We start from the raw sequence: 25411 nt of genomic DNA on the forward strand, positions 1-25411 counted from the left end.
TTCGCCCGGCTCGGCGTGCGCGGCGAACACCGCGAGCATCGATGGCACGAAGTCGGTGAGCGTGACGCGGTGGCGGGCGACGGTTTCGGCGAGATAGCGCGGATCGCGGTGCCCGTCCGGTGCGGCCAGCAGCACGGTCGCGCCCGCCCGCAACGGCAGGAAGTAGCCCCACAGCGAGACGTCGAAGGTGCTCGCGGTCTTCTGCAAGTAGACGTCGCCGACGCGCGGACCGTACTCCGCGTGCATCCAGGCCAGCTGGTTGGCGATGGCCTGGTGGGTGACCGCCACACCCTTCGGCTTGCCCGTCGACCCGGAGGTGAAGATCACGTAGGCGGGGTGGCGCGGGTGCAATGTGCCGTGGCGTTCGCGGTCGCCGATCTTGCCGGAGGGGTAGGCGGAGAGATCGAGTTCGTCGAGGTGATACACCGGCGCGGCAGCCGTCGCGGGCAAGGCGAACCGAGTGGTGGTCAGTACCGCGTGCGGGCGCGCGATGTCGAGGATGTGGCCGATGCGTTCGGCCGGGTGCGCCGGGTCCACCGGAACGTACGCGCCGCCCGCCCGCGCCACCGCGTACATGGCGACCACCAGTTCGACCGAGCGCGGCAGGGCCAGCACGACCAGCGCTTCCGGCCCGACGCCGATACCGATGAGCATTCTGGCCAGCCGGTCGGCGCGGTCGGACAGCTCGGCGTAGGTGAGCCGCTCGTCGTCGGCGACCACCGCGACGGCATCCGGGGTGCGGCGCGCCTGCGCGTCGAAACCCTCGTGCAGGAACCGATCGGGCACCTTGTGCCCGCTGGCGTTCCAGCTCGCGGTGACGTAGTCGAGCTCGCCCGCGTCCAGCAGCGGCAGGTCACCCACCGGCGCGTCCGGGTCGTCGACGGCCGCGCTCAGCAGCCGGATGAACTTCGCGGCGAACTCCCGCACCGTCGGCGCGTCGAACAGATCGGTGGCGTAGGTGAATTCGGCGCGGTAGCCATCGGCGGCGTCCGAGACCGTGAGCTGGAGGTCGAACTTCGCGAAACCGGAGTCGAAGTCGACCTGCTCGGTGTCGAGACCGGGCATGGTGAGCGCGATCGGCCCGATGTTCTGCATGAACAGCGCCACCTGGAACAGCGGATGCCTGGCGGCCGAACGCGGCGGGTTCAGCGCCTCCACCAATTGCTCGAACGGGATGTCGGCATGGGCGAAGGCGCGCAGGTCGCGGTCGGCGGCGTGGGCGACCAGGTCGGCGAAGCCGATGGCCGCGTCCACTCGGGTGCGCAGCACGAGGGTGTTGACGAACATGCCGACCAGGTCGTCCAGCGCGGCCTCGCCCCGGCCTGCGACGGGCGTGCCGATGGCGATGTCGGCGGTGCCGGACAGCCGGGCCAGCAGGGCGGCCAGCGCCGCGTGCAGCACCATGAACGGCGTCGCGCGCACGCGCGCCGCGAGCGCATCGACGCCGGAGCGCAGTGCGGCGTCGACGGCGAACTCGTAGGTGGCGCCCCGATACGAGGGCGCGGCCGGACGCGGCCGATCGGCGGGCAGATCCAGTTGCGCGGGCAGTCCGGCCAGTTCGGCGCGCCAGAAGGCGAGTTGACGCGCCGCGACGGAATCGGCGTCGGCCTCCGAACCGAGTACCCGTTGCTGCCACAGCGCGTAGTCGGCGTACTGCACGGGCAGCGGGGCCCACTGCGGGCCGCGGCCGTCGCGCCGCGCGGCATAGGCGGTGGCCAGGTCGCGCATCAGCGGCCCGAGCGAGAAGCCGTCGGCCGCGATGTGGTGGACGACGAGCACGAGGGTGTGGTCCTCGGGCCCGCAGCGCAGCAGGCGCACCCGTACCGGGATCTCCTCGGCGACGTCGAAGCCTTGCGCCGCCGCCCGGCGGATCGCGGCGGCCAACCGCTCCTGCGGCACCTCGGCGGGCGACAGGTCGAACACCGCGTGCACCCGCCGCACCGATTGCGCGGGCCCGTCGGTGGTCTGCGGATACACAGTCCGCAGCACTTCGTGCCTTGCCACCAGATCGGTGATCGCCGCCGACAGCGCCGCGACGTCCAGCGGGCCGCGCAGGCGCAGCGCCACCGGGATGTTGTCCACGGCGGCGGCGCCGAGGTCGCGGGCCTGCTCGGTGTCGGCGTCGAACCGGTTGAGCAACCACATGCGCCGCTGCGCGGGCGAGAGCGGAATCGGGTCCTGGCGCAGACCGGCCACCAACGGCGGACGCGGCATGGCCGGACGCGCCGACGCGGCCACCGCGGCCACCGCGGCCACGGTCGGACGGTCGAAGAAATCGCGCACGTCGACGGTCGCGCCGATGGCCGCGGCGATCCGGGCGATGGCGCGGGTGGCGAGCAGCGAATTGCCGCCGACGGCGAAGAAGTCGTCGTCCGCGCCGACCCGCGGCAGGTCGAGCAGCTCGGCGAAGATCGCGGCGACCGCCGCCTCGGCCTCGGTTTCCGGCGCGCGATACGCCGATGCGCCGGAGCCGAAGTCCGGTTCGGGCAGCGCCCCGCGATCCAGCTTGCCGTTGGCGTTCAGCGGCATCGCCGCCAGCGGCACGAGCAGCGCGGGCACCATGTACTCGGGCAGCTCGCGGCGGACGGAATCCAGCACCTCGGCTGTCGCCACCCCAGCACCGACCACGTAGCCGACCAGATGATCGCCGCTCGTGTGCCGGTGCAGCACCACCGCCGCCTGGGTGACGCCAGGATGGCGCAGTAGCGCCGCCTCGACCTCGCCGAGTTCGATCCGCAGGCCGCGCACCTTCACCTGGAAATCGGTGCGGCCCAGATATTCCAGCTCGTCGGGCCCGCCTTCGGCGCCGGGCGCCCAGCGCACCAGATCGCCGGTGCGGTACATCCGCTCCCCGGCCGGTCCCTCCGGATTCGCGACGAATCGTTCGGCGGTCAGGCCGGGGCGGGCGAGGTAACCGCGGGCCAGTTGCACACCCGCCAGGTACAGCTCGCCGACGACGCCGCGCGCCACCGGACGCAGGCCGTCGTCGAGCACCAGCAGTTCCGTGTCGTCGGCGGCGACGCCGATCGGCACGCCCGCCACGTCCGCGCCGGTCACCTCGTGGCCGGTCACGTCGACCGCCGCCTCGGTGGGCCCGTACAGGTTGTGCAGCGTCGCGCCGCAGATGTCGCGGAAGGCCGCCGCGGTGGCGGCGGGAAGCGCCTCACCCGAGGCGAAGACCAGCCGCAGCGAGTCCATCGCGGCCCCTGCCTCGGCGACGAAGACCGCGAGCATGGAGGGCACGAAATGCGCTACGGTGACGCCGCGTTCGGCGATCACGCGCGCCAGGTAAGTGGGGTCGCGATGACCGTCCGGTTCCGCGACGACCAGCCGGGCGCCGATCTGCAACGGCCAGAAGAACTCCCACACCGACACGTCGAAGGTGAACGGCGTCTTCTGCAACACCACGTCGTCGGCGCGCAACCGGTACATCCGTTGCCGCCAGCGCAGATTCGCCACGATCGCGCGGTGCGACACGGCCACGCCCTTCGGCCTGCCGGTCGACCCGGATGTGAAGATCACGTAGGCGAGGTCGTCGGCCGACCGGGCGACCGCGGGCGCTTCCGAGGCAGGCGCGCCCGCGAATTCGTCGATCCGCAGCGTCGCGACCACGCGGCCGAGATCGGGTTCGTCGCGCGTGGTGGTGAGCACGAGCACCGGTTCGGCGACCGCGAGCACATACGCGATGCGATCGGCCGGGTGATCCGGGTCGATCGGCACATACGCGCCGCCCGCCCGCAGGATCGCGTACATGCCGACCAGCAGGTCGATCGACCGCCGGACGGCCAAGCCCACCAGCGCGTCCCGCCGCACGCCGAGTTCGACCAGGTGATGGGCCAGCGCGTTCACCCGGCCGTCGAATTCGGCGTAGGTGAGCGTGCTGCCCGCGTATTCGACAGCGATCGCGTCGGGCGTCCGCGACACCTGTTCCTCGAACAGGCTCACCAACGTCTCGACCGGCGCGGTGGTGGCCGGAAGGCCGGGCACGGTCGCGAGCGCGTCGTCGAGCAGCGCGTCCAGCATCGCGCCGAGCGCGCCGTCACCGGATTCCAGCAGCGCGGGCAGGAGACCGGAGACCACCACCGGGACCAGCGCGTCCGCGCCGACCCCCGCGCCCATGACTTCGGACAGCGCCGCGAGTTCGCCGGCCAGTTCCGCGTAGGTGACGGTGCGTTCCCCGTGCCGCAGCGCCACCCGCCGCGGGTCGAGCCCGGCGACGGTCGCGACGAGACCGGGCAGGTCATCGATGCCGTAGCCGCGGCGCACGGCGTCTGCGTGGGTCATCAGCGGTGTCCTTCCGAATCGATGGCCGCCGCCGAGTCGGCGAGCAGCGCCTCGGCGGTGGCGGGCAGGGTCCGCAGCAAGGCCGCCAGACCGCTGCCGCCGAGGGCGGCGAGCAGGCCGGGCACCAGCCCGGCGAGCGAGACATGGATCAAGGCTTCGGGTGTGGCCGCCGCGCCCATCGCCTTGGCGACGGTCGCGAGCTGGGCGTCGAGTTCGCCGAAGGAGATCAGCCGGTCACCGTGCTCGAACGCGATGGCGGCGGCGTCCGCCCGCGCCGCCCGGGCGATCAGCGCGGGCAGCTCCGCCACCGACGTCGCGGGCCGCGGCAGCCGTTCGGCCGCGGATCGGATGTCGATCGCGCGAACGGCCACCGCCGGGTCCGCGGCGACCGTCTCCAGCACTCGCAGCAGCCGGTCACCGAACGCGTGCGCGGCCGGCTCGTCGAAGATGTCGGTCGCGTAGCCGACGCGCAGTTCCAGACCGGCGCGTGCGCCGTCGGCGGCGAAGCGCTCCAGCACGGTCACCTCCAGGTCGGATTTCGCTTCCGCCAGCGGGAGATCGATCGCCTCGACCGTCAGTCCCGGCAGGTCCACCGCCGTCCGCGGCAGGTTCTGGAAGGTGAGCAGCACTTGGCACAGCGGCGCGTGCGAGCCGGAACGGGTGACGCCCAGCGCCTCGACCACCTGCTCGAACGGGACGTCGGCGTGCGAGAACGCCGCCAGGTCCCGCCGGGTGACCTGCCGCAGCAGCTCGCCGAAACTCGCCCCCCCCGGGTCGAGCTCGGTGCGCAACGCCACGGTGTTGACGAACATCCCGACCAGCTCGTCCAGCTCACGGACCCCGCGCCCGGCGACCGGGACGCCGACCGTGACGTCCCCCGCGCCGGACAGCTTCGCCAGCAGCACCGCGAGCGCGCTGTGCACCAGAGTGAACAGCGTGCCGCCGTGTTCGCGGGCCATTCGCTCCAGGCGGACGGTGAACTCGGTGTCGATCGCACGGACGACGCTCGCCGCCCGCGTGCTCCGTCGGGCCGGTCGCGGGCGGTCGGTGGGCAGGGCGAGCAGTTCCGGCGCGCCGGCCAATTCGGTGCGCCAGAAAGCGAGTTGACGCGTCAGCAGGCTGTCCGGGTCGGCCGCGTCGCCGAGCAGTTCGTGCTGCCAGGCGCTGTAGTCGCGGTACCGGATGGCCAGGGGCGCCCAGTCCGGGGCGTGCCCGGCCGACCTGGCCAGGTAGGCGCGCACCAGATCGGCGGTCAGCGGTGCGATCGAGTACCCGTCCGCGCCGATGTGGTGCAGCACGACAACCAGGACGTACTCGTCGGCGGCGGTGGCGAACAGGGCGGCGCGCACCGGGGGCGCGGCGGCGAGGTCGAAGCCCGGTGACACGAATTCGGCGATGCGCGAGCCGAGTTCGGTCACCGTCACCGGAATCGGCGTCAGCTCGACCGGTGGAGCGGGCACGACCTCCTGGACCGGTCCGGAGTCGGTGTCGGGGTATCTGGTGCGCAGCGTCTCGTGCCGGTCGAGCACATCGCCGAGCGCCGCCGTCAGCGCCGCCACGTCCAGCTCGCCGCGCAATCGCAGCGCCGTGGGGATGTGGTAAGCCGACGAGTCCGGCGCGAGCCGGTCGACCACCCAGATGCGCTGCTGCGCGGGCGCGAGCGGCGCCGGTCCGGCATCGGCTCGACGGACCAGGACGGGCCGCGCCGCGCCGCCGTCGACGGCAGCGATGCGCTCGGCGAGGGCGGACGGCGTCGGGGCTTCGAAGACCGCGGCCACCGCGACGTGGCCGCCGAGTGCCGCGCCGAGCCGGGCCGCGAGCCGGGTGGCCATCAGGGAGTTGCCGCCCCTGGCGAAGAAGTCGTCGTCCGCGCTCACCGTGTCCACGCCGATGACCTCCGCGAACGCGTCCGCGACCAACCGCTCCAGCGCACCGGCCGGTGCGCGGAAGGCCGCCTCGGCGAACACCGGCTCCGGCAGCGCGGCGCGATCGATCTTGCCGTTGGCCGTGAGCGGCAGCGCGGCCAGCACGACGACGGCGGCGGGCGTCATGTATCCGGGTAGTCGGGCGGCCACCGCCGCGCGCAGCGACGCGGCCAGGTCGGCGTGGGCGGCCGGGTCCGCTTGCGGCGCCGCGGCGTACGCGATGAGCCGTGCCCCGTCGCGCTCGTCGGCCTTCGCCACCGCGACGGCCGCGGTCACCCCCGGCTGCCGCAGCAGGGCGGCCTCCACCTCACCGAGTTCGATGCGGAAACCGCCGATCTGCACCTGGAAATCGGCGCGTTCGAGGTACTCCAGGGCGCCGTCGGGACGCCAGCGCACGATGTCACCGGTGCGGTACATCCGCTCGCCCGCCGCCGCGCCGAGTTCCGCCGCGAACGGATCGGCCACGAACCGGTCCGCGGTCAGCGCGGCACGGTTGTGGTAGCCGCGCGCCAGCTGCGCCCCGGCGAGATACAGCTCGCCCGGCACCCCGATCGGCGCGGGCCGCAACCGCCCGTCCAGCACGTAGGCCCGGCTGTTCCAGGCGGGGAGCCGATCGCAACGGTGTGCTCCGGCTCGGTGTCCACCGCGAACGCAGTGATCGACACCGCCGCCTCCGTTGGACCGTAGAGGTTGTCCAGCGCGGTCCGGTCGCGGTGGCGGCGCACGAAGTCGGCGGCTGTCGCCGGGGGCAGCGCCTCGCCGATGGCCAGCACGTGGCGCAGGGTTTCCGGCAGCGCGGCGCCGGGCTCGGCCGCCAGCAGCATGCCGACCAGCGCGGGCACCGCATGCAGCACGGTCACGCCGTGGCGGCGCAGCAGTGCGCGCAGCAGGTCCGGGTCGCGTTCCGCGCCGGGCGCGGTGACGATCAGCCGTCCGCCGGTGACCAGCGCGGACCAGAACTCCCACACCGACAGATCGAAGGTCGCGGGCGTCTTCAGCAGCACGCGATCGTTCGCGCCAAGGCCGTATCGCGCTGCCAGCCAGAGGAGCTGGTTGACGATCGCGGCGTGCGGAACCGTCACGCCCTTGGGCAAGCCCGTCGATCCGGAGGTGAAGACGATGTACGCCGGATGCTCCGGACGCAGCGGACGGACCCGTTCCGCGTCGGTGATCGGCGTCGCGGCGAACTCCGCGCGGTCGGGTCGATCGACTTCCACCACGGCGCAGCCGGTTTCGAACGGAAAACCATCGCGCGAGGTGGTGAGCACGACAGCAGGCGCGGCGGTGGTCACGATGTGGGCGATCCGCTCGGCGGGATGATCGAGATCGATGGGCACATAGGCCCCGCCCGACCGCACCACGGCGTACATCGCGACCACCAGTTCGAGCGAGCGGCGCATCGCCAGCACCACCGTCGACTCCGGTCCGACACCCGACGCGATGAGCCTGCGGGCCAACCGGTTCACCCGGTCGTCGAACTCGGCGTACCGCAGCTGTTCGCCGGTCGTCGCGTCCACCAGCGCGACCGCCTCCTGGCTGCGCGCGGTCCGCGCGTCGATCAGATCCGCCAGCGTGGCCCGTGGCACCGGGTGCCTGGTCCGGTTCCATTCGGCCAGCACCTGCGACCGATCGGTGCCGAGCAGGTCGATGTCGCCGACCGGCAGTTCCGGCCGTGCCGCGACCGTTTCGAGCACGCGGCACAGTTGGGCGGCGAACCGGAGCGCGGTCGCCCGCTCGAACAGATCCGTGGCGTATCCGAGGGACAGCTCGATGCCGTCGGGCTCGCCGTCGGCGTCGTAGGAGTCCACCGCGAACAGGTGCAGATCGAATTGCGCTACGCCGCTGTCGAAGTCGAACTCGCGGACGTCGAGCCCCGGCAGCCGCAGCTGTCCGCGTTCGTGGTTCTGGAACGAGTAGCCGACCTGGAACAGTGGGTGCCGTGCGGTGGAGCGCACCGGGTTGAGCACTTCCACCAGACGTTCGAACGGCACGGTCGCGTGTTCCAGCGCCGCCAGGTCGGCGGCCCGCGCCCGGCCCAGGAGTCCGGCGAACGACTCGCCGCCGTCGACGCCGACGCGCAACACGAGGGTGTTGACGAACATACCGATGACGTCGTCCAGTTCGGCCGCGCCGCGTCCGGCCACCGGCGTGCCGACCGCGATGTCGCCTGCGCCCGACCAGCGCGCGAGCAGCACCGCGAACGCGGTGTGCACCACCATGAACAGCGTCGCGCCGTGCCGTCGGCCGAGTGCGGCGAGATCCGCGTGCAGCCGTGGGCCGATGGCCAGCGGAACCTTGTCCCCGCGCAGGGTCTGCTTCGCGGGGCGGGGACGGTCGGTGGGCAGCGCCAGCTGATCCGGCAGTCCGGCGAGCGTCCTGGTCCAGAAGCGGATCTCGCGCGCCGCCAGCGAATCCGCGTCGTCCTCGGCGCCGAGCAGTTCGCGTTGCCACAGTGCGTAATCGGCGTACTGCACGGTCAGCGGTGCCCAGTCCGGCGCGGCGCCGTCGCGGCGCGCGGTGTAGGCGGCGATCAGGTCCCGGACGAACGGCGCGATGGACGAGCCGTCGGCGGCGATGTGGTGCAGCACCGCGGCGAGCACGAACTCACCTCGCGCACCAGTGCGGAGCACGCGGAACAGTCGTATCCGCACCGGGATCTCGGCGGTGCCGTCGAAGGTCGTCTCCGCCAGTTCCCGCACCCGCCGCGGCAGCTCGGCTTCCGGGACATCGATCGGCCGCAGCGCCGGAGTCGCGGCGGGTTCGACGAGCTGCACCGGTTCGCCGTCGATCTCCGGGTAACGGGTCCGCAGCGTTTCGTGCCGGGCGACCACGTCGCCGAGCGCGGCCCGCAACGCGGGCACGTCCAGCTCACCGGACAGCCGCAGGGCCACCGGGATGTTGTAGGCGGTGGAGGACCGATCGAACCGGTTGAGGAACCACATGCGCTGCTGCGCGGGCGAGAGCGGCACCCGCTCCGGACGCGCCGCCGCCACCAGCGCCGGCCTGCTGCCTCCCATCGCCACCGCGCTCGCCGCCGCCGCGAGATCCGCGACCCTCGGCGCTTCGAACAGCGCCCGCACCCCGACCGTCCGGCCCAGCGCCGCGCCGATCCGGGTGACCGCTTTGGCGGCCAGCAGGGAACTGCCGCCGAGCGCGAAGAAGTCGTCGTCGGCGCCGACGCGCTCGGCGCCGAGCACTTCGGCGAACACCTGCGCCACGACCCGCTCGCTCGGTGTGGACGGCGCCCGGTATGCGGTCGATTCGAACCGTGGCGCGGGCAGCGCGGCGCGGTCCAGCTTCCCGTTGACCGTCAAGGGGATGCGCGGCACCGGGACGATCGCGGCGGGCACCATGTGCTCGGGCAGGCGATACGTCAGGGCCTGGCGCAGCGCGGCCGGGTCGATCGAGTCGTCCGCGGCGACCACATAGGCGACGATGCGCGCTTCGTCCACCAGGTCCGCGCGCACCACCACGGCCACTTCACGCACCGTTTCGGACGCCTCCAGCAGCGCGGCTTCGATCTCACCGAGTTCGACGCGGAAGCCGCGCAGGTTCACCTGCTGGTCCGCCCGCCCGAGGTACTCCAACTCGCCGTCGGCGGTCCAGCGGGCCAGATCGCCGGAGCGGTAGGTGAGCGACCCGTCGTCCGCGTACGGGTCCGCCACGAAGCGGCCCGCGGTCAGGGCGGGACGGTGCAGGTAGCCGCGCGCCAGCTGGCCGCCGGAGACGTAGATCTCGCCCGGCACCCCCACCGGGACCGGCCGCAACCGGTCGTCGAGCAGCCGGACGGTCAGCCCGGGCAGGCCTGCGCCGATCACGCTGGCGGAGCCGGTGCGTCCGTCGATCTCGCGATAGGACACGTGCACCGTGGTCTCGGTGATGCCGTACATGTTCACCAGGCGGGGTGCGTCCGGGTAGCGGGCGAACCACCCGGACAGCCGCTGCGGTTCCAGCGCCTCGCCTCCGAAGATGACGGTGCGCAACGCGAACGCGGCCGGTTCCGGCTCGGCCAGGTCGGCCGCGACGAGTTGATAGAACGCCGACGGGGTCTGGTTGAGCACCGTGACCCGCTCGGCGATCAGCAGTTCGCGGAACTGCCGCGGCGAGCGCGAGGTGTAGTAGTCGACCACCACCACCGTCGCGCCGGACAGCAGCGGGCCCCACAGTTCCCACACCGAGAAGTCGAAGGCGTAGGAGTGGAACAAGGTCCACACGTCCGCCGGGCCGAAGCCGAAGCGCCGCCGCGTGTTGTCCAGCAGCCGCAGCACGTTGCGATGCGGCACCACGACGCCTTTCGGCCTGCCGGTGGAGCCGGAGGTGTAGATGACGTATGCCGCGTTGCCGGAGCGCAGCGGAGCGCGCCGGTCCGCGTCGGTGATCGGCACGCCGCTGAATTCCGTGAGGTTCGGCGCGTCGACGTCGATCACCGGTCCGCCGAACCAGCCGCGCGGCAACTCGGTGGCGGCTCCGGCGATCGCGCAGATCGGCCTGGCGTCGTCCAGGACGTATTCGATGCGGTCGTCCGGATAGGCCGGATCGATCGGCAGGTAACCGCCGCCCGCTTTGAGGACCGCGAGCAGGGCGACCACCAATTCCGCCGAGCGGGGCAGCGCGACGGCCACCAGCGTCTCCGGCCCCACGCCCGCGGCGACCAGCCGTCGCGCCAACCGGTTGGACCAGTCATCGAGTTCGGCATAGGCCAGCGACCGCGCGCCGTCGCGCACCGCGACTGCGGCCGGGTCCAGCGCGGCGGCCCGCGCGAAACGCTCGGCCACGCTGCCGGTGACGTCCGCGACGCCCGCCGCACCGACCGGCCATTCGTACAGGGCGCGATGCTGCTCCTCGGCGCTGAGCAACTGGATGTCGCCGACGACCACCGTCGGATCGGCGGCGATGGCGGCCAGCACCTGGGTGAACCGCCTGCCCAGCACGGCGATCGACGGCGCGTCGAACAGGTCGGTGGCATAACGGATCTCGATCCGCATGCCGTCGGCGCGCCCGTCCTGGTCGTTCGACTCGAGCACGGTGAACTGGAGGTCGAATTCGGCGACCGGCGCGTCGAACTCCTGAGCGCGCACCCGCAGGCCGGGCAGCTCCAGGTCGGGCAGGGTGAAGTTCTGGAAGGTCAGCGCCACTTGGAACAGCGGATGACGGTTGCGCGCGCGGGCGGGCGCGAGCAGTTCGACGAGCCGTTCGAACGGCGCGTCGGCGTTCGACAGCGCGTCGAGATCCTGCTCGCGCACCGCGTCGAGCACGGTCTCGAACCTGGCTCTGGTGTCGACGGCGGTGCGCAGCACCAGCGTGTTGACGAACATGCCGACGAGCCGGTCCAGCGCCGCGTCACCGCGTCCGGCGACCGGGGTGCCGATCGCGATGTCCGAGCCGCCCGACAGCCGGGCCAGCAGCACCGCCAGTGCCGCGTGCACCGTGCTGAACAGCGTGGTCTCCCGTTTGCGCGCCAGCTCGCCCAGTTCGCTGTGCAGGTCGGAATCGATCCGCAGGCGGTGGGTCGCGCCGCGATGGGAGGAGACCGGCGGACGCGGGCGGTCGGTGGGAAGTTCGAGTCGCTCCGGCAGGCCGTCCAGCGCGGTGCGCCAGTGGTCGAGCTGCCGCTCGGTGTCGGCGAGGTCGGCCTGCCAGAGCGTGTAGTCGGCGTACTGCACCGGCAGCGGTTCCCACGCGGGGGCGGCGGCGGACCGGCGCGCCGCGTAGGCGGTCATCAGATCCTCGGCCAGCGGCCCGAGCGAGAACCCGTCCGCGGCGATGTGGTGCAGCACCAGGGCGAGCACGTACTCCGTGCCCGGTGCGTCGTCGATCGCGAACAGCGCCGCGCGCAGCGGGGTGTCGGTGGTGACATCGAAGGGCGCGGTAGCCAGCTCCCGAAGCCTCTCCGGCACAGCCGTTTCGGTCACTCGCGTGACGGGAAGGCCGGGCGCGGCCTGGGGCAGCACCCGTTGTTCGGGCCCCTCCGGGCCGTCCGGGTAGACGGTGCGCAAGATCTCGTGCCTGGCGGCCACGTCGGCCAGGGCCGCGGTCATCGCCGTGACATCCAGCTCACCGGCCAGGCGTAGCGCGACCGGGATGTTGTCGATCGCGTCGGCGGGCGCGGCTTGCCCGGCGGCGTGGAAGCGGTTGACGAACCAGACGCGCTGCTGAGCCGGAGACAGCGGGATGCGCCGCGGCCGCGGGCGGGGACGCAGCGGGACGCGTCCGCCCGCGCCTCGGTGCGTTTCGGCGCGGACGGCCAGCGCGGCGACCGTCGGCGCGTCGAACAGCGCCCGCACCGGTATCCGGGCGTCCAGTGCGGCGCCGAGCCGGGCCGCCACCCTGGCCGCGGTGAGCGAATTGCCGCCGAGGGCGAAGAAGTCGTCGTCCAAGCCGACCCGATCGACGCCGAGCAGCTCACCGTACGCGGCGGCGACGAGTTTCTGCACCGGTGTGGCGGGCGCGCGGAATCGCGTGGGCTCCACCACGGGCGCAGGTAGGGCGCGGCGGTCCAGCTTGCCGGACGCGTTCACCGGGAACTCGGGCAACACCACGTAGGCCGAGGGGATCATGTACGCCGGGAGACGCCGCGTGAGCGTCGCTTCGAGCGCCCCGAGGTCGAGGTCGACGCCGGAAGCGGGCACCAGGTAGGCGACGAGCCGCTCGCCGGTACCGGCGTCGTCGCGCACGAGCACGACTGCCTGCGCGATCTCGTCCACAACCGTGAGCGCCTGCTCGATCTCACCCAGCTCGATCCGCAGACCACGCAACTTCACCTGGAAATCGGTGCGACCCAAATACTCCAGCTCACCGTGCTCGGTCCACGCCACCAGGTCGCCGGTGCGGTACATCCGCGCACCAGGCTCCCCGAACGGGTTGGCGACGAACCGGTCACTGGTCAGATCCGGGCGCGCCACATAACCACGTGCGAGCTGAACACCCGCGAGATACAACTCACCCGCGACACCCACCGGCACCGGACGCAGGCGCGCATCCAGCACGAACACCTGCGTGTTGAACACCGGAGCACCGATCGGCACCGACTCGGTATCCGCGTCCACCACCTCATGGAAGGTGACATCGACCGCCGCTTCCGTGGGACCGTACAAGTTGTGCAGCGACGCACCGGTCAACTCCCGCAAACGATGCGCGGGCTTCGGCGGCAACGCCTCACCGGAAGCGAACACCAAACGCAGCGAATCACACTGCGCCACAGCCGCATCGGCGACGAACACCGCGAGCATCGACGGCACGAAGTGGGTGACCGTCACCTTCTCCGCGCTGATGACCTCGGCCAGGTAGGCCGGATCACGATGCCCGTCGGGCTTCGCGACGACCAAGCGGGCACCGACCTGCAACGGCCAGAAGAACTCCCACACCGACACATCGAAGGTCGCAGGCGTCTTCTGCAACACCACATCAGCGGGCGTCAGCTGGTAGGCGGTCTGCATCCACACCAGACGGTTGACGATCGCCGAATGCGAAACCGCAACACCCTTCGGACGACCCGTCGAACCCGACGTGAAGATCACATACGCGCAGTGCGACGGCGTAAGCGGGCCCAGCCGGTCCGCGTCGGTCAGCGGCGCACCGGAGTAATCGCCGGTGTCGAACAGGTCGACATCCAGCACCGCCCACATCCCCGCGTCCTGGCCGGACAGGTCGAGTCCGTCCACAGATCGAGTCAGTACGCAGACCGGACGCGCCGTCCGCAGCATGTCCGCGATCCGCTCGGCCGGATGCTCCGGATCGACGGGGACATAAGCTGCCCCGGCCGCGAGCACCGCGTACAGGGCGACGACGAGATCGACCGACCGCCGCATGCCCACCGCCACCGGCTTGTCCGGCCGCACGCCGACGGACACCAGCAGCCTGCCCAACCGGTGCACCCGGTCCGCGAACTCGGCGTAGGTGAGCGATGCGCCGTCGCAGGTCACCGCGATCGCTTCGGGCGTAAGCGCCGCCTGCGCCTCGAACAGCGATACCAGCGTCGCGTCCGGATCCACCGGACGCCCGGTGGCGTTCCAGGTGTGCAGGACGCGGGCGCGCTCCCCTGGGCTCAGCACGTCGATCGCGCCGACGGGCGCCTGCGGGTCGGCGGCCACCGCGTCCAGCACCCGGCGCAGGCGCAGCGCGAACGACGCGACGGTGGCGGGGTCGAACAGATCGGTCGCGTATTCGAAGACCGCCGCGAGGCCGGACTCGTCCTCCGTCAGCGACAGGTGCAGATCGAATTTCGCCGTCCGCGTGTCGATGTCGAGCCCGGAGACGGTCAGGCCGGGCAGCTCGAGGTCGGTGCGCGCGGTGTTCTGCAGGTCCAGCATCACCTGGAACAAGGGATGCCTGGCCGCCGACCGCTCCGGCGCGAGCACCTCGACCAAGCGCTCGAACGGCGCGTCGGCGTTGGCGAAAGCGGCCAGGTCGCGATCGCGCACCGCGGCGACCAAGCCGGTGAACGTCAGCTCGGGGCGGACGTCGGCGCGCAGCACGACGGTGTTGACGAACATGCCGACCAGCTCGTCCAGCGCCCGCTCGCCGCGACCGGCCACCGGGGTGCCGATCACGATGTCGTACTGCCCGGACAAGCGGGCCAGCAGCGTGGCGAACGCCGCGTGCAGCACCATGAACAGCGAGGCGTTCGCCCCGTCCGCGATCTCGCGCAACCGGCGCCGCGTCGCGGCATCGATGGTGAACGGATGGCGCGCGCCGCGACCCGACGCGACCGCCGGGCGCGGCCGATCGGCGGGCAACGTCGTCACGTCCGGCAGACCGGCCAGCTCGCCCTGCCAGAACCGGATCTGTTCGGCCAGTATCGAACCGGGGGCGTCCTCCGAGCCCAGTGTCTCCCGCTGCCACAGCGCGTAGTCGGCGTACTGGACGGCAGGCGGCGTCCAGTCGGGCGCGCCGCCCGCGCGTCGCGCGACGTAAGCGCGCATGAGATCACGGGTGAGCGGCGCCAGCGACCAACCGTCGGCGCTGATGTGATGCAGAGCGACGACGAGCACATGCCGCTGCGCGCCGAGGCGCAACAGCAGAAGGCGCACCGGCGGCTCGCGATCGACCCGGAACGGCGTGGCCACCGATTCGCGAATCCGCTCCGTCAGCCGCCGCTCGTCGATGGATTCGGTGACCAGCGCGACCCGCGCCTCCTCGACCGGAAGCACCAGTTGATACGGGATGCCGTCCGCCGCCGGGTAGATCGTGCGCAGGGACTCGTGCCTGGCGAGCACGTCGAGCACCGCGTCCGCCAGCGCCGCCTGGTCGAGCGCGCCGTCCAACCGGATGGCTGCCACCAGATTGTCGGCCACCGAGTCCGCGTCGAACTGGTTCAGGAACCACATGCGCTGCTGCGCGTAGGACAGCGGGATCAGCGTGGGACGCGGCCCGGCGACCAGCGGCGCGCGCGTGCGCGTCCGGCCGCCGGACAGGTGCGCGGCCAGCGCCGCCACGGTCGGGTACTCGAACAGTGCCCGCACCGGCACGTCGGTGTCCAGCGCGTCCGCCAGGCGGGCCGCGATCTGCGTGGCGACCAGCGAGTTCCCGCCCAGCGCGAAGAAGTCGTCGTCCGAGCCGACCGGATCGACGCCGAGCACCTGCCCGAACACCGCGGCGACGGCCCGCTCCCCCGGCGTGCCCGGCGCACGGAAGGTCCTGGTGACCGGCACGGGGTCGGGCAGCGCCTTGCGGTCCAGCTTGCCGGAGGGAGTCAGCGGCATCGCGGCGAGCGGGACGTACGCGGTGGGCACCATGTACGACGGCAGCACGGAGCGCAGCCGCTGCTCCAGCTCCGCGGCGAGCCGGTCGGGGGCGATCGCGCCGACCACGTAAGCGGCCAGCGTCTCCCCGGTCGGCTGCGCCACGACCCGCGCCGCCGCCGCGCGCACGTCGTCCATGGCGAGCAGGGCGGCCTCGATCTCGCCCAGCTCGATCCGCTGCCCGCGCAGCTTCACCTGGAAATCACCGCGGCCCAGGTACTCCAGCACCCCGTCGCGGCGGCGGCGCACCAGATCACCGGTCCGGTACATCCGGCTGCCCGCCGGTCCGTACGGGTCTGCGACGAAACGCTCCGCGCTCAGGTCGGCGCGGCCGTGGTAGCCGCGCGCCAGCTGCACGCCGGACAGGTACAACTCGCCGACCACGCCGTCCGGAACCGGTCGCAACCGATCGTCCAGGACCATGGCCCGGCTGCCCGGCACGGGACGCCCGATCGGCGCGGGACCGCTCGCGGCCGGATCGACGGGGGCGTACGTCGCGTGCACGGTGAATTCGGTGGGGCCGTAGAGGTTGTGCAGCCGCGCGTGACTCACGGTGGCGAACGCGGCGGCGGCCTCACCGGTCATCGCCTCCCCCGCGACCAGCACGGTGCGCAGGGACGCGACCTCCTCCGGCGCGGCGGCGTCGGCGAACACCGTGAGCACGGACGGAACGAAAGAGGCCATCGTGACGCGGTGCGCGGCGATGGTCGCGGCGAGATACCGGGGATCGCGGTGCCCGTCGTGGTCGGCGACCACGATCCGCGCGCCCCGGGTGAGCGGCGCGAACAGCTCCCACACCGACACGTCGAAGGTGGCCGGGGTCTTGAACAGCACGACGTCGCCCGCGCCGATCCGGTATTCGCCCGCGATCCACTCGATCTGGTTGACCACCGAATCATGCTGTACCGCCACGCCTTTGGGACGTCCGGTCGATCCGGAGGTGAAGATGACGTACGCCACGCACGACGCGCGCAAGGGGGCGAGGCGATCCACGTCGCCGACCGGCGCGGCGGAGTACCCGGCGACCGCGGGATCGTCGGCCGTGACCACCGGTGTCGCGGGCAGCCCCGCGAGCGCGCAGCGATCGGCGAATCCGGCCGCCTCCTCCCGCGAGCGGGTGAGCACGCACACCGGGCGGGCCGCGGCGATCACCTGGGCGACCCGGGCCGCGGGCTGGTCCGGGTCCACCGGCACGTACCCGCCACCCGCGGTCAGCACCGCGTACGCGGCCACCACCAGATCGACCGAACGCCGCATGCCGAGCACGACCAGCCGCTCGGGGCCGACGCCCGCGGCGATCAGCCGCCGCGCCAGCCGGTTGACCGCGCCCGCGAACTGCGTGTAGGTCAGCCCGCGCTCGGCGTCGAGCGCCGCGACCGCGTCGGGAGTGCGGCGCACCTGCGCCTCGAACGCGTCCAGCAGCGTCTGCGCCGGATTGTGGGCGGCCGCGGGAGCCAGCCCCGCCTCGAGCGCGCGTGCTCGCTCGTCCTGATCGAGAAGTGGCAGGTCGCGCACCGCGATCGTGGGATCCGCGGTGATCGCCCACAAGAAGCCGATCAGCCCGCGCGCGTACCCCGCGATGGTGGCTTCGTCGAACAGATCGGTGGCGTAGGTGAATTCGGCGGGAACGCCCGCCGGTGCCGAACCTTCCCCGAGTCCGGCGCCGGCGGCGTTCTCGGTGACCGTGAGCTGGAGATCCAGCTTGGTCACTCCGGTGTCCAGGGTACTGGTGACGACCGACAGTTCGGGCAGTTCGAAGGCGATTGCCTCGGCATTGTCGAACGCGAGCAGCACTTGGAACAGCGGGTGGCGCGCCTGTGAGCGTGGTGGATCCACCGCGGCGACCACCCGCTCGAACGGCAGTTCGGCATGGCCGAAGGCGGCGAGGTCCCCCGCGCGCACCCGCGCCAGCAAGGCGGTGAACGGCTCGGCCGCGTCGATCCGGGTCCGCAGTGCCAGCGTGTTGACGAACATGCCGATCAAGTCGTCGAGCGCGCGGTCGCCCCTGCCCCCGACCGGGGTGCCGATCACGATGTCGTCGCCGCCGGACAGCCGGGCCAGCAAGGCGGCCAGCGCGGCGTGCGTCAGCATGAAGGTGGAAACGCCGTGCGCGCGGGCGAGTTCGTTCATCCGCGCGACCAGTTCGCCGGGGAACTCGAAGCCGAACACCGCGCCGCGACCTGAGGCCACCGCCGGGCGGGGCCGGTCGGCGGGCAGGTCGAGCTGGTCGGGCGCGCCCGCGAGCGCATCGGTCCAGAAGGACGACTGCGCGGCCGCGAACGAATCGTCCGCGCAGCCGAGCAGCTCGTGCTGCCACAGGCTGTAGTCGGCGTACTGCACCGGCAGCGGAGCCCAGGTGGGCGCGCTGCCGCCGCGACGCGCCCCGTAGGCGGTCATCACGTCGCGGGCCAGCACGCGCAGCGAGAGCCCGTCGGCGGCGATGTGGTGCAGGGCCAGCGCGAGCGCATGACTGCCGTCGTCCACCGCGAAGACGCGGGCCCGGATCGGGATCTCGCGTTCCAAGTCGAAGCCACCGGCGGCGAACGCGCTCAGACGCCCGTCCAGCTCGGCGGCGGCGATCGCCTCCGGCGCGCCCGCGACCTCCGCCACCGACAACACGACCTGCCGCGCCGCGGGACCCGTGCCGTCGCCCGGCAGCGCGGGGAAGATCGTGCGCAGCACCTCGTGCCGGATGACCAGATCGTCGAGCGCCTGCCGCAGTGCGGTGACGTCCACCGCGCCGCGCAGCCGCACCACGAACGGCATGTTGTAGCTGGCGCCCGGCTCGAACCGGTTCAGGAACCAGATGCGCTGCTGCGCCGGAGAGAGCGGAACCAGCGGCGGCCGTGGCCGTGCCCGCAGCTGCGCGACCAAGGACGCGCCGCCGGATCCACCGGCCCGCTCGACGAGTCCGGCGAGTTCGGCCACCGTGCAGGCGGCGAACACGTCGCGGACTCCGAGCGGGCAGTTCAGGTCGGCGGACAGCCGGGCGGCGACCTGCGTCGCCACCAGACTGTTGCCGCCGAGTGCGAAGAAGTCGTCGTCGCGACCGACCAGCTCGTTACCGAGCACCTCGGCGAACACCCGCGCGACGGCCAGCTCCACGGGGGTCGCCGGCGCGGTGTAACCCGTCGAAGCCCTGCTCGGAGCCGGTAACGCGGCGCGATCCAACTTCCCCGACGCGTTCACCGGCAAGGTGTCCAGCAGCACGTAGGCGGCGGGCACCATATAGCCGGGCAGCGCCTCGGCTGCCGCGGCGCGCAGCCGCTCGGGCCGCACCGCACCCGGTCGCGCCGCCACGACGTAGGCCACCAGCTGCGCGCCGACCCCCGCGTCGTCACGCACCACGACCACCGCTCGGTCCACCCCGTCCACCCCGGCGAGCACGGCCTCGATCTCGCCCGGCTCGATGCGCAGGCCGCGCAGCTTCACCTGGAAGTCCGTGCGTCCGAGGTACTCCAGCTCGCCGTGCGTGGTCCAGCGCACCAGGTCACCGGTGCGATACATCCGGTCGCCCGCCCGCGCGGGCCCGGCCGGGCCGCCGAACGGGTCGGCCACGAACCGCGCCGCGGTCAGCTCCGGTCGCGCCACGTAGCCCCGGGCGAGCTGTACCCCCGACAGATACAGCTCGCCCGGCGCCCCGACCGGCACCGGCCGCAGCCGCGAGTCGAGAACATAGAGCCTGGTGTTGAACACCGGCGCGCCGATCGGCACCGAGAGGGTATCGGTGTCGGTGACTTCGTGAAAGGTGACGTCGACCGCCGCTTCCGTCGGACCGTACAGATTGTGCAGGCGAACACCGGTGAGTTCGCGCAACCGCTGGGCGAGCGCGGCGGGCAGCGCCTCCCCTGAGGCGAACACCGTGCGCAGCGGCGTGCGGAACGCGGCGTGCTGATCGGCGAGGAACGCCGCGAGCATCGAAGGCACGAAATGCGCTGTGGTGACGCCGTGTTCCGCGATGACCCGGCGCAGATAAGCGGGATCGCGGTGCCCGTCCGGCTGGGCGAGCACCAGCGTCGCGCCGATCTGCAACGGCCAGAAGAATTCCCACACCGAGACGTCGAAAGTGGCCGGAGTCTTCTGCAGCACGACGTCTCGCGCCGATAGTCGATAGGTCTGCTGCATCCACACCAACCGGTTGACGATCGCGCGGTGGGTGATGGCGACGCCCTTGGGCAGACCGGTCGATCCGGAGGTGAAGATCACATACGCCGGGTGCTCCGGTCGCAGGGGCGCGACTCGTTCCCGGTCCCAGATCGGCCCCGCACCGTCTGTGTCGTCGGCCTGGTCCACCCGCACCACCGGCAGGCCGGACAGCTCCGGCGGCACCTCGTCCCCGGCGATCAACGCGCACGCCGGACGGGCCGTGGCCAGAATGCGCGCTGTGCGCTCCGGCGGATGATCCGGATCCAGCGGAAGGTAGGCGCCGCCCGCGGCGAGCACCGCGTACATCGCGATCACCAGCTCCGGCGAGCGCGGCAGGTGCAGCGCCACCAGCGTTTCCGGCCCGACGCCCACCGCGATCAGCCTGCGGGCGAGCCGATGGCCGCGCGCGGCCAGCTCGCGATAGGTGAGGTCCGGCGCACCGGCGGCCCGCAGCGCCACCGCGCTCGGCGTGCGGGCCACCTGCGCCTCGAACATCGACACCAGCGTCGCCACGGGAGCGAAGCCTGCACGGCGACCAGGCAGCAGCGCTTCCACGTCGAAACCCGTCTCGTTCCAGATCCGGGTGCTGACCTCGAGTTCCAGCTCGGTCGCGACCTCGACGGCGGCGAGCGCGGTGTCCGGCTCGGTGGCGACCAGGCGCTCCAGGTAGCGGAGGAACCGGGCGTGCTGCCGTGCGACGTCGTCGGCGGTGTACAGGTGCGGATTGGCCTCGAAGTCGACGTGCACGCGATCCCGGTCGCCGTAGTAGACGTTGAAGCTCAGGTCCTCGACCGGGCCGGTGGACAGCACGTGGTACCGCCCCGCCGTGTCGCCGAGGGTCAGGTCGCTGCGGAACAGCATGATGTTGGCCAGCGGCCCGAAGAGCCCGCGCCGCGCCGGACCGGCGGCGCGCTCGGCGTCCCGCTGGATGTCCTCGTGGCGGTAGCGCTGGTGGCGCAGCGCCCCCGCGACCTCGACGCGAGTGGCGCGCAGCAACGCGCCCCAGCTGCCGTCGACCGGCAACCGCAGCGGCACGATGTTCGACAGCATGCCCGCCGAGCGCCGCAGCGCCGCGGTGGTCCGCGCGGTCACCGGCAGGCTCAGCACGGCCTCGTCCCGGTCGGTGAGCCGTCCCAGATAGGCGGCGAACGCCGCGAGCAGCACCACCGCGAGCGTCGAATCCTGGCTCGCGGCAAGCGCGTTCATCCGCTCGACGAGCTCGGGCGCGAGAGCTCGCCCCGCGGTGAGGTTGGTCGCGCGGCGGTGCGCGCAGCGACCGGTGAGACTGGTCGGGCCTTCCAACCCGGCCACCCGCCCGGCCCAGTGGGCGCGATCGGATTCGAACCGGGGGCTGTCGCGGTAGGCGAGCTCGGCCTGGGTCAGTGCGGCGAGGGTGGCGGGCCGCACGGCTTCGGGTTCGGTGCCGAGCACCCGCGCGGTGTACCGCTCGGCCACCCGCATGGTGTTGGTGAGCGCGCCGTAACCGTCCAGCACGATGTGATGGGCCCGCAGGTACCAGAAGTACCGTCGCTCGGCGACGCGCAGCACCGCTCCTGCGAACAGCCGGTCGGTGCGCAGGTCGACCGGCGCGCCGGCGTCCGCCCGCATCCAGGCGTGCGCCGCGGCCACCGGGTCGGTCTCCGCGCGCAGGTCGATCAGCGGGATGTCGACCGACAGGCCGAAGTCGACGTACTGGTGCGGGACGCCGCCGGATTCCCCGATCCGCACCAGCACCGACTCGTACTCGCGGGCCGCTTCGACCGAGACCTCTTGCAGCAGCGCGGCGTCCAGCTCACCGCGCACGTCCACGTACTGCGCCACGTTGATCGGGATGTCCGGATCGAGCAGCTGCGCGTACCAGACGCCGAGTTGCGCGGGCGCCAAGGCGAACGGCTCGGCCCCGGACGGCTCCGGCTCGACGGAACGCGGCGGCAACGCGCTGGACCCACCCAACTCCGTATCGTGCACCAGAGCCTCCTACCCGGCGAAACAGCGGCTGGCCGAACGTTTTCCAGCAGCACGAACAGGCCGCTGCACCCGGCTGCCCAGCCCGGACGCATGGCATCGGCCACCACGTGCGATTCGATGAGAGCGCGAACGGTGCTCGGGCACGCTCGCGCGGAAAGCCGCCAATCCTCCAACGTCATCGCCGTGGAGCGGGCGCCACGGCTATGTCAGCTACGTCACACGGGTTCCGATCCGTGCAGTGCGAACATTAGGCGCTTCGTTAATAAAAAGGAACAATTTGCACTAAAAACTTCTGGACGGTCGTCCAGCGCGGCTACCAGGGCCGGGAGTCCAGGGCAAAGCGCAATGCGCGGTCACATCCGACCGCGGCGACACCGATGGCTGTGCAGATTATGGGCCGAAACGTTGCATTCGCGTTGCATCGGCCCCGAGGCGGCGATCCAGCACCCGGATCTTGGCCTCGATCTGCGCGTACAGCGGCGAATCACGATCGACCGTGGCCCGGTAGGCCGCCCATGCCGCGGCGTCGTCGCGACCCTCAGGGCACGCGGTCCACCGGCGCAGTACCGCGGCGTCGCCCGAGGCCAGCACCGCGGTGCGCAACCTGACCCGCAGTTCGTCGCGAATGTCGATGATGCCCGGCGCGGTCGAGCGCGGCAGCACGGGCCCGGCATGGAGCCGTAATGCGGAATCGACATCACCGGAGTCGAGCGCGGCGCGCAACGCCTCCACATCGGTTGCGACGGGAACGCGCAAACGGTAAGGGCGCGAATCGAACACGGCCGGACCGACCACCGCCCGCAACCGCGACACCGCGGCGCGGATGGTGCCGTTGTCCAGATCGGTGTCGTCGAGCAGCAGCGCGAGGTGATCGGCGCCGAGCCCCTCCGGATGTTCCGCGAGCAACAGCAGGATCTCGGCGTGCCGCTGCGACAGGGGCACCCGGTCCTCCGCGACGCTCAGTTGCGGCTGCCCGAGACCGAGCACGTCGAGCGCGAGCCGGCCCGCCGGGTGCGGCTGCCCAGGGTCGCGCCTGCCGTGACCGTCCGCGTGACGCTCGCCGGAGCGCATCGCGGTGAGCAGCAGGTCCATTTCCGCGGCCGTCGCGGTGGCTTTGACCAGGGCGAGGATCTCCGGTTTCGCCACACGGACACCGCCGGCGATCATCAGCACACCGACCAGCCTGCCGTCGGGGTCGTGCACCGGGGCCGCGGCTCCGGTGATCTGGTGCATCCGGTGCAGGAAGTGCTCGGGGCCGTGGATCCACGCGGCGCGCCCGGTGCGCACCACCAGGCCGACCGCGTTCGTCCCGATGCGGCGCTCGCTCAGATCGTCACCGGCGCGCAGGCCGATCTCCGCGGCGGCCGCCACCTGCTCGGGGCCGCCGTGCACCGAGAGCACCCGGCCGAACTGATCGGCCACCACGACGATCAAACCCGTTCTGGCCGTGTCTTGTACGAGCAATTTGTCGATCAGCGGCATCAGCGCGGCGACCGGATGGGCCTGGAGATAGCGCTGCAGGTCGGCGCCGCGCAGACCGCGGCCGTCCACCGCGTCCATCGGGTCGACGCCCCCGCGCAGGCTACGTAACCAGGACTCCAGCACCGCGGGACGCAGCAGACCGGCGAGGCGGGCAAGTTGATCGCCACCCGCGCCGAGATATCCGTGCGCCTGCGCGGCGTAGACTTCGAGCGCACCGAGTTGGGCGCCCGGCTCCACGCCCGGCCGTGGGGGTCGCCCACCCGCGATGTTGCTGACCATTTGCCTTTCTTTCCGCCCCAAACTGTACCGGCGCATTCTCGGCGGCAGCGGCCGATGTTCGGCTTTGTCCGCCAGGTCACACCTGGTGCGCATCCAGGAAAATTGTGACCGAACCGTCTTTCACTTCATGCGGACAGGTATGCGGCCGCCTTTTCCGCGATCATCATGGTCGTGGCCTGCGGTCCCCGGCCGAGTGGCACCGGGACGACGGACAGATCCACCACGGACAACCCGGTGACTCCGAGCACCCGGCACCGCTCGTCCACCACGGCCGCCGCATCGTTCTCCCGGCCCATTCGGCAGGTACCGGACAAATGCTGCGAGGTGGCGAGATTCGCGCGTAACCAGGCGTCCAGACCCGTCTGCCGCGGAATCGGATCGACCGGCCGCGCGTTCATTCGTCGCAGCAGCCCGCCCGCGGTCGCCACCGCGTCGCGCAATCGGGCGCGGTCCGCTTCGGCGGTCAAGTAGCGATAGTCGATCAGCGGGGCGGCGGCGGGGTCGGCCGACCGCAAGCGCAGCACCCCGGAGGATCGCGGGCGCATCAGGGTGACGCCAAGCCGGTGCACCCCTGGCGTGAACGACACAGCGTAGGGCCGGACTTCGACATCGTCGACCTCGAGCACCACCTCCAGCGGGACGGTCGGCGGCTGGGCGAGGTCGAGCAGGTAGGAGATGCCCACTTCCGGATGGTCGCCGAGCCAGGCGCCGACCGGGGCGGCGTGCACGACGGGGATGCCGAGGGAGCGTAGCTGTTCCGGGTCGCCGACGCCCGAACGCAGCAGCAGCGTTGCCGACTCGATCGCGCCCGCGCAGAGCACGATGCGGTCGGCCCACTCGACGCCGCTCTCGCCGTCGCGGACGTACTCCACGCCCACCGCACGGGTTCCGTCGAAGCGGATGCGCGTGACCAGGGTTTCCCCCGCGACGCTCAGATTCGGGCGGCCCAGCGCGGGCAGCAGATAGCCGAGCGCAGGACCGATTCGCCTCCCTTGATCGCAATTGCACGGCACCACGCCCACCCCCTCGCCGCTGTCGGGCGCATTCAGATCGGGTATCTCGGCGAAGCCGGACGCGAGGCACGCCTCGGTGAACGCCGCACTCACCGGCGCGGGAGCCGAGCCGCGCACCACGGGGATCGGGCCGCGATCGCCGTGCCAGGGCTGCTCGCCGAAGTCGAGGTCACGTTCGATCCGGCAGTAGAGCGGAAGCACGGCGTCGAACGACCAGGCGTCCGAGCCGCCGATCGCCCGGCTCCACGCGTCGAAGTCCGCCGCCGTGGCGCGGACGAAGTAACCGCCGTTGACCGCCCCCGACCCGCCGATCACCTTGCCGCGCACGATGGTCGCGGGCATCGGCGGGTCGTCGGCGAGGGTCACCTCGTAGCGCCACAGCCATTCCACCTCTGGACCGATCGGCAGCGCCGCGGCGTCCAGCAATTCGGCGGGCATCACGTCGCGGCTGGTCCACAATCGACCGGCCTCGAGCAGCCGCACCGTGTGCGCCGGATCGGCGCTCAACCGCTCCGCCAGAACACACCCGGCGGTACCGCCTCCCACGATGAGCGTGTCGGCCATTCGGACTCCC

Annotated in this window: 5 protein-coding genes (1 of these 5 only partly in view); all 5 read right to left on the reverse strand. The window is 72.1% G+C overall.

The features are described from left to right. Positions 1–4284: the start of a non-ribosomal peptide synthetase gene (locus NB3_RS02445; protein WP_067795705.1), read on the reverse strand. It extends 20964 nt beyond the left edge of the window; the window shows 4284 of its 25248 coding nt (coding positions 1–4284); the start codon lies at positions 4282–4284; the stop codon falls past the left edge of the window. Next, on the reverse strand, positions 4284–6791 hold the full coding sequence (locus NB3_RS36900) for a condensation domain-containing protein (RefSeq protein ID WP_307693328.1): 2508 nt from the start codon (positions 6789–6791) through the stop codon (positions 4284–4286). The genes NB3_RS02445 and NB3_RS36900 overlap by 1 nt, the downstream gene beginning before the upstream one ends. Then, positions 6689–22063: a non-ribosomal peptide synthetase gene (locus NB3_RS02450; RefSeq protein ID WP_307693329.1), complete on the reverse strand. Its 15375-nt coding sequence runs from the start codon at positions 22061–22063 to the stop codon at positions 6689–6691. Before NB3_RS02450 ends, NB3_RS36900 begins: the two co-directional genes overlap by 103 nt. 390 nt (positions 22064–22453) lie before the next feature. Further along, positions 22454–23824: a GAF domain-containing protein gene (locus tag NB3_RS02455; protein WP_067795708.1), complete on the reverse strand. Its 1371-nt coding sequence runs from the start codon at positions 23822–23824 to the stop codon at positions 22454–22456. Positions 23825–23949: 125 nt separating this feature from the next. After that, entirely contained in the window at positions 23950–25401 is a 1452-nt protein-coding gene (gene mftG / locus NB3_RS02460; protein ID WP_067795710.1) for a mycofactocin dehydrogenase MftG, read from the reverse strand. Positions 25402–25411: the final 10 nt, after the last annotated feature.

Origin of the sequence: Nocardia beijingensis NBRC 16342 (assembly GCF_001612785.1) — a bacterium.
Lineage (GTDB): Bacteria > Actinomycetota > Actinomycetes > Mycobacteriales > Mycobacteriaceae > Nocardia > Nocardia beijingensis.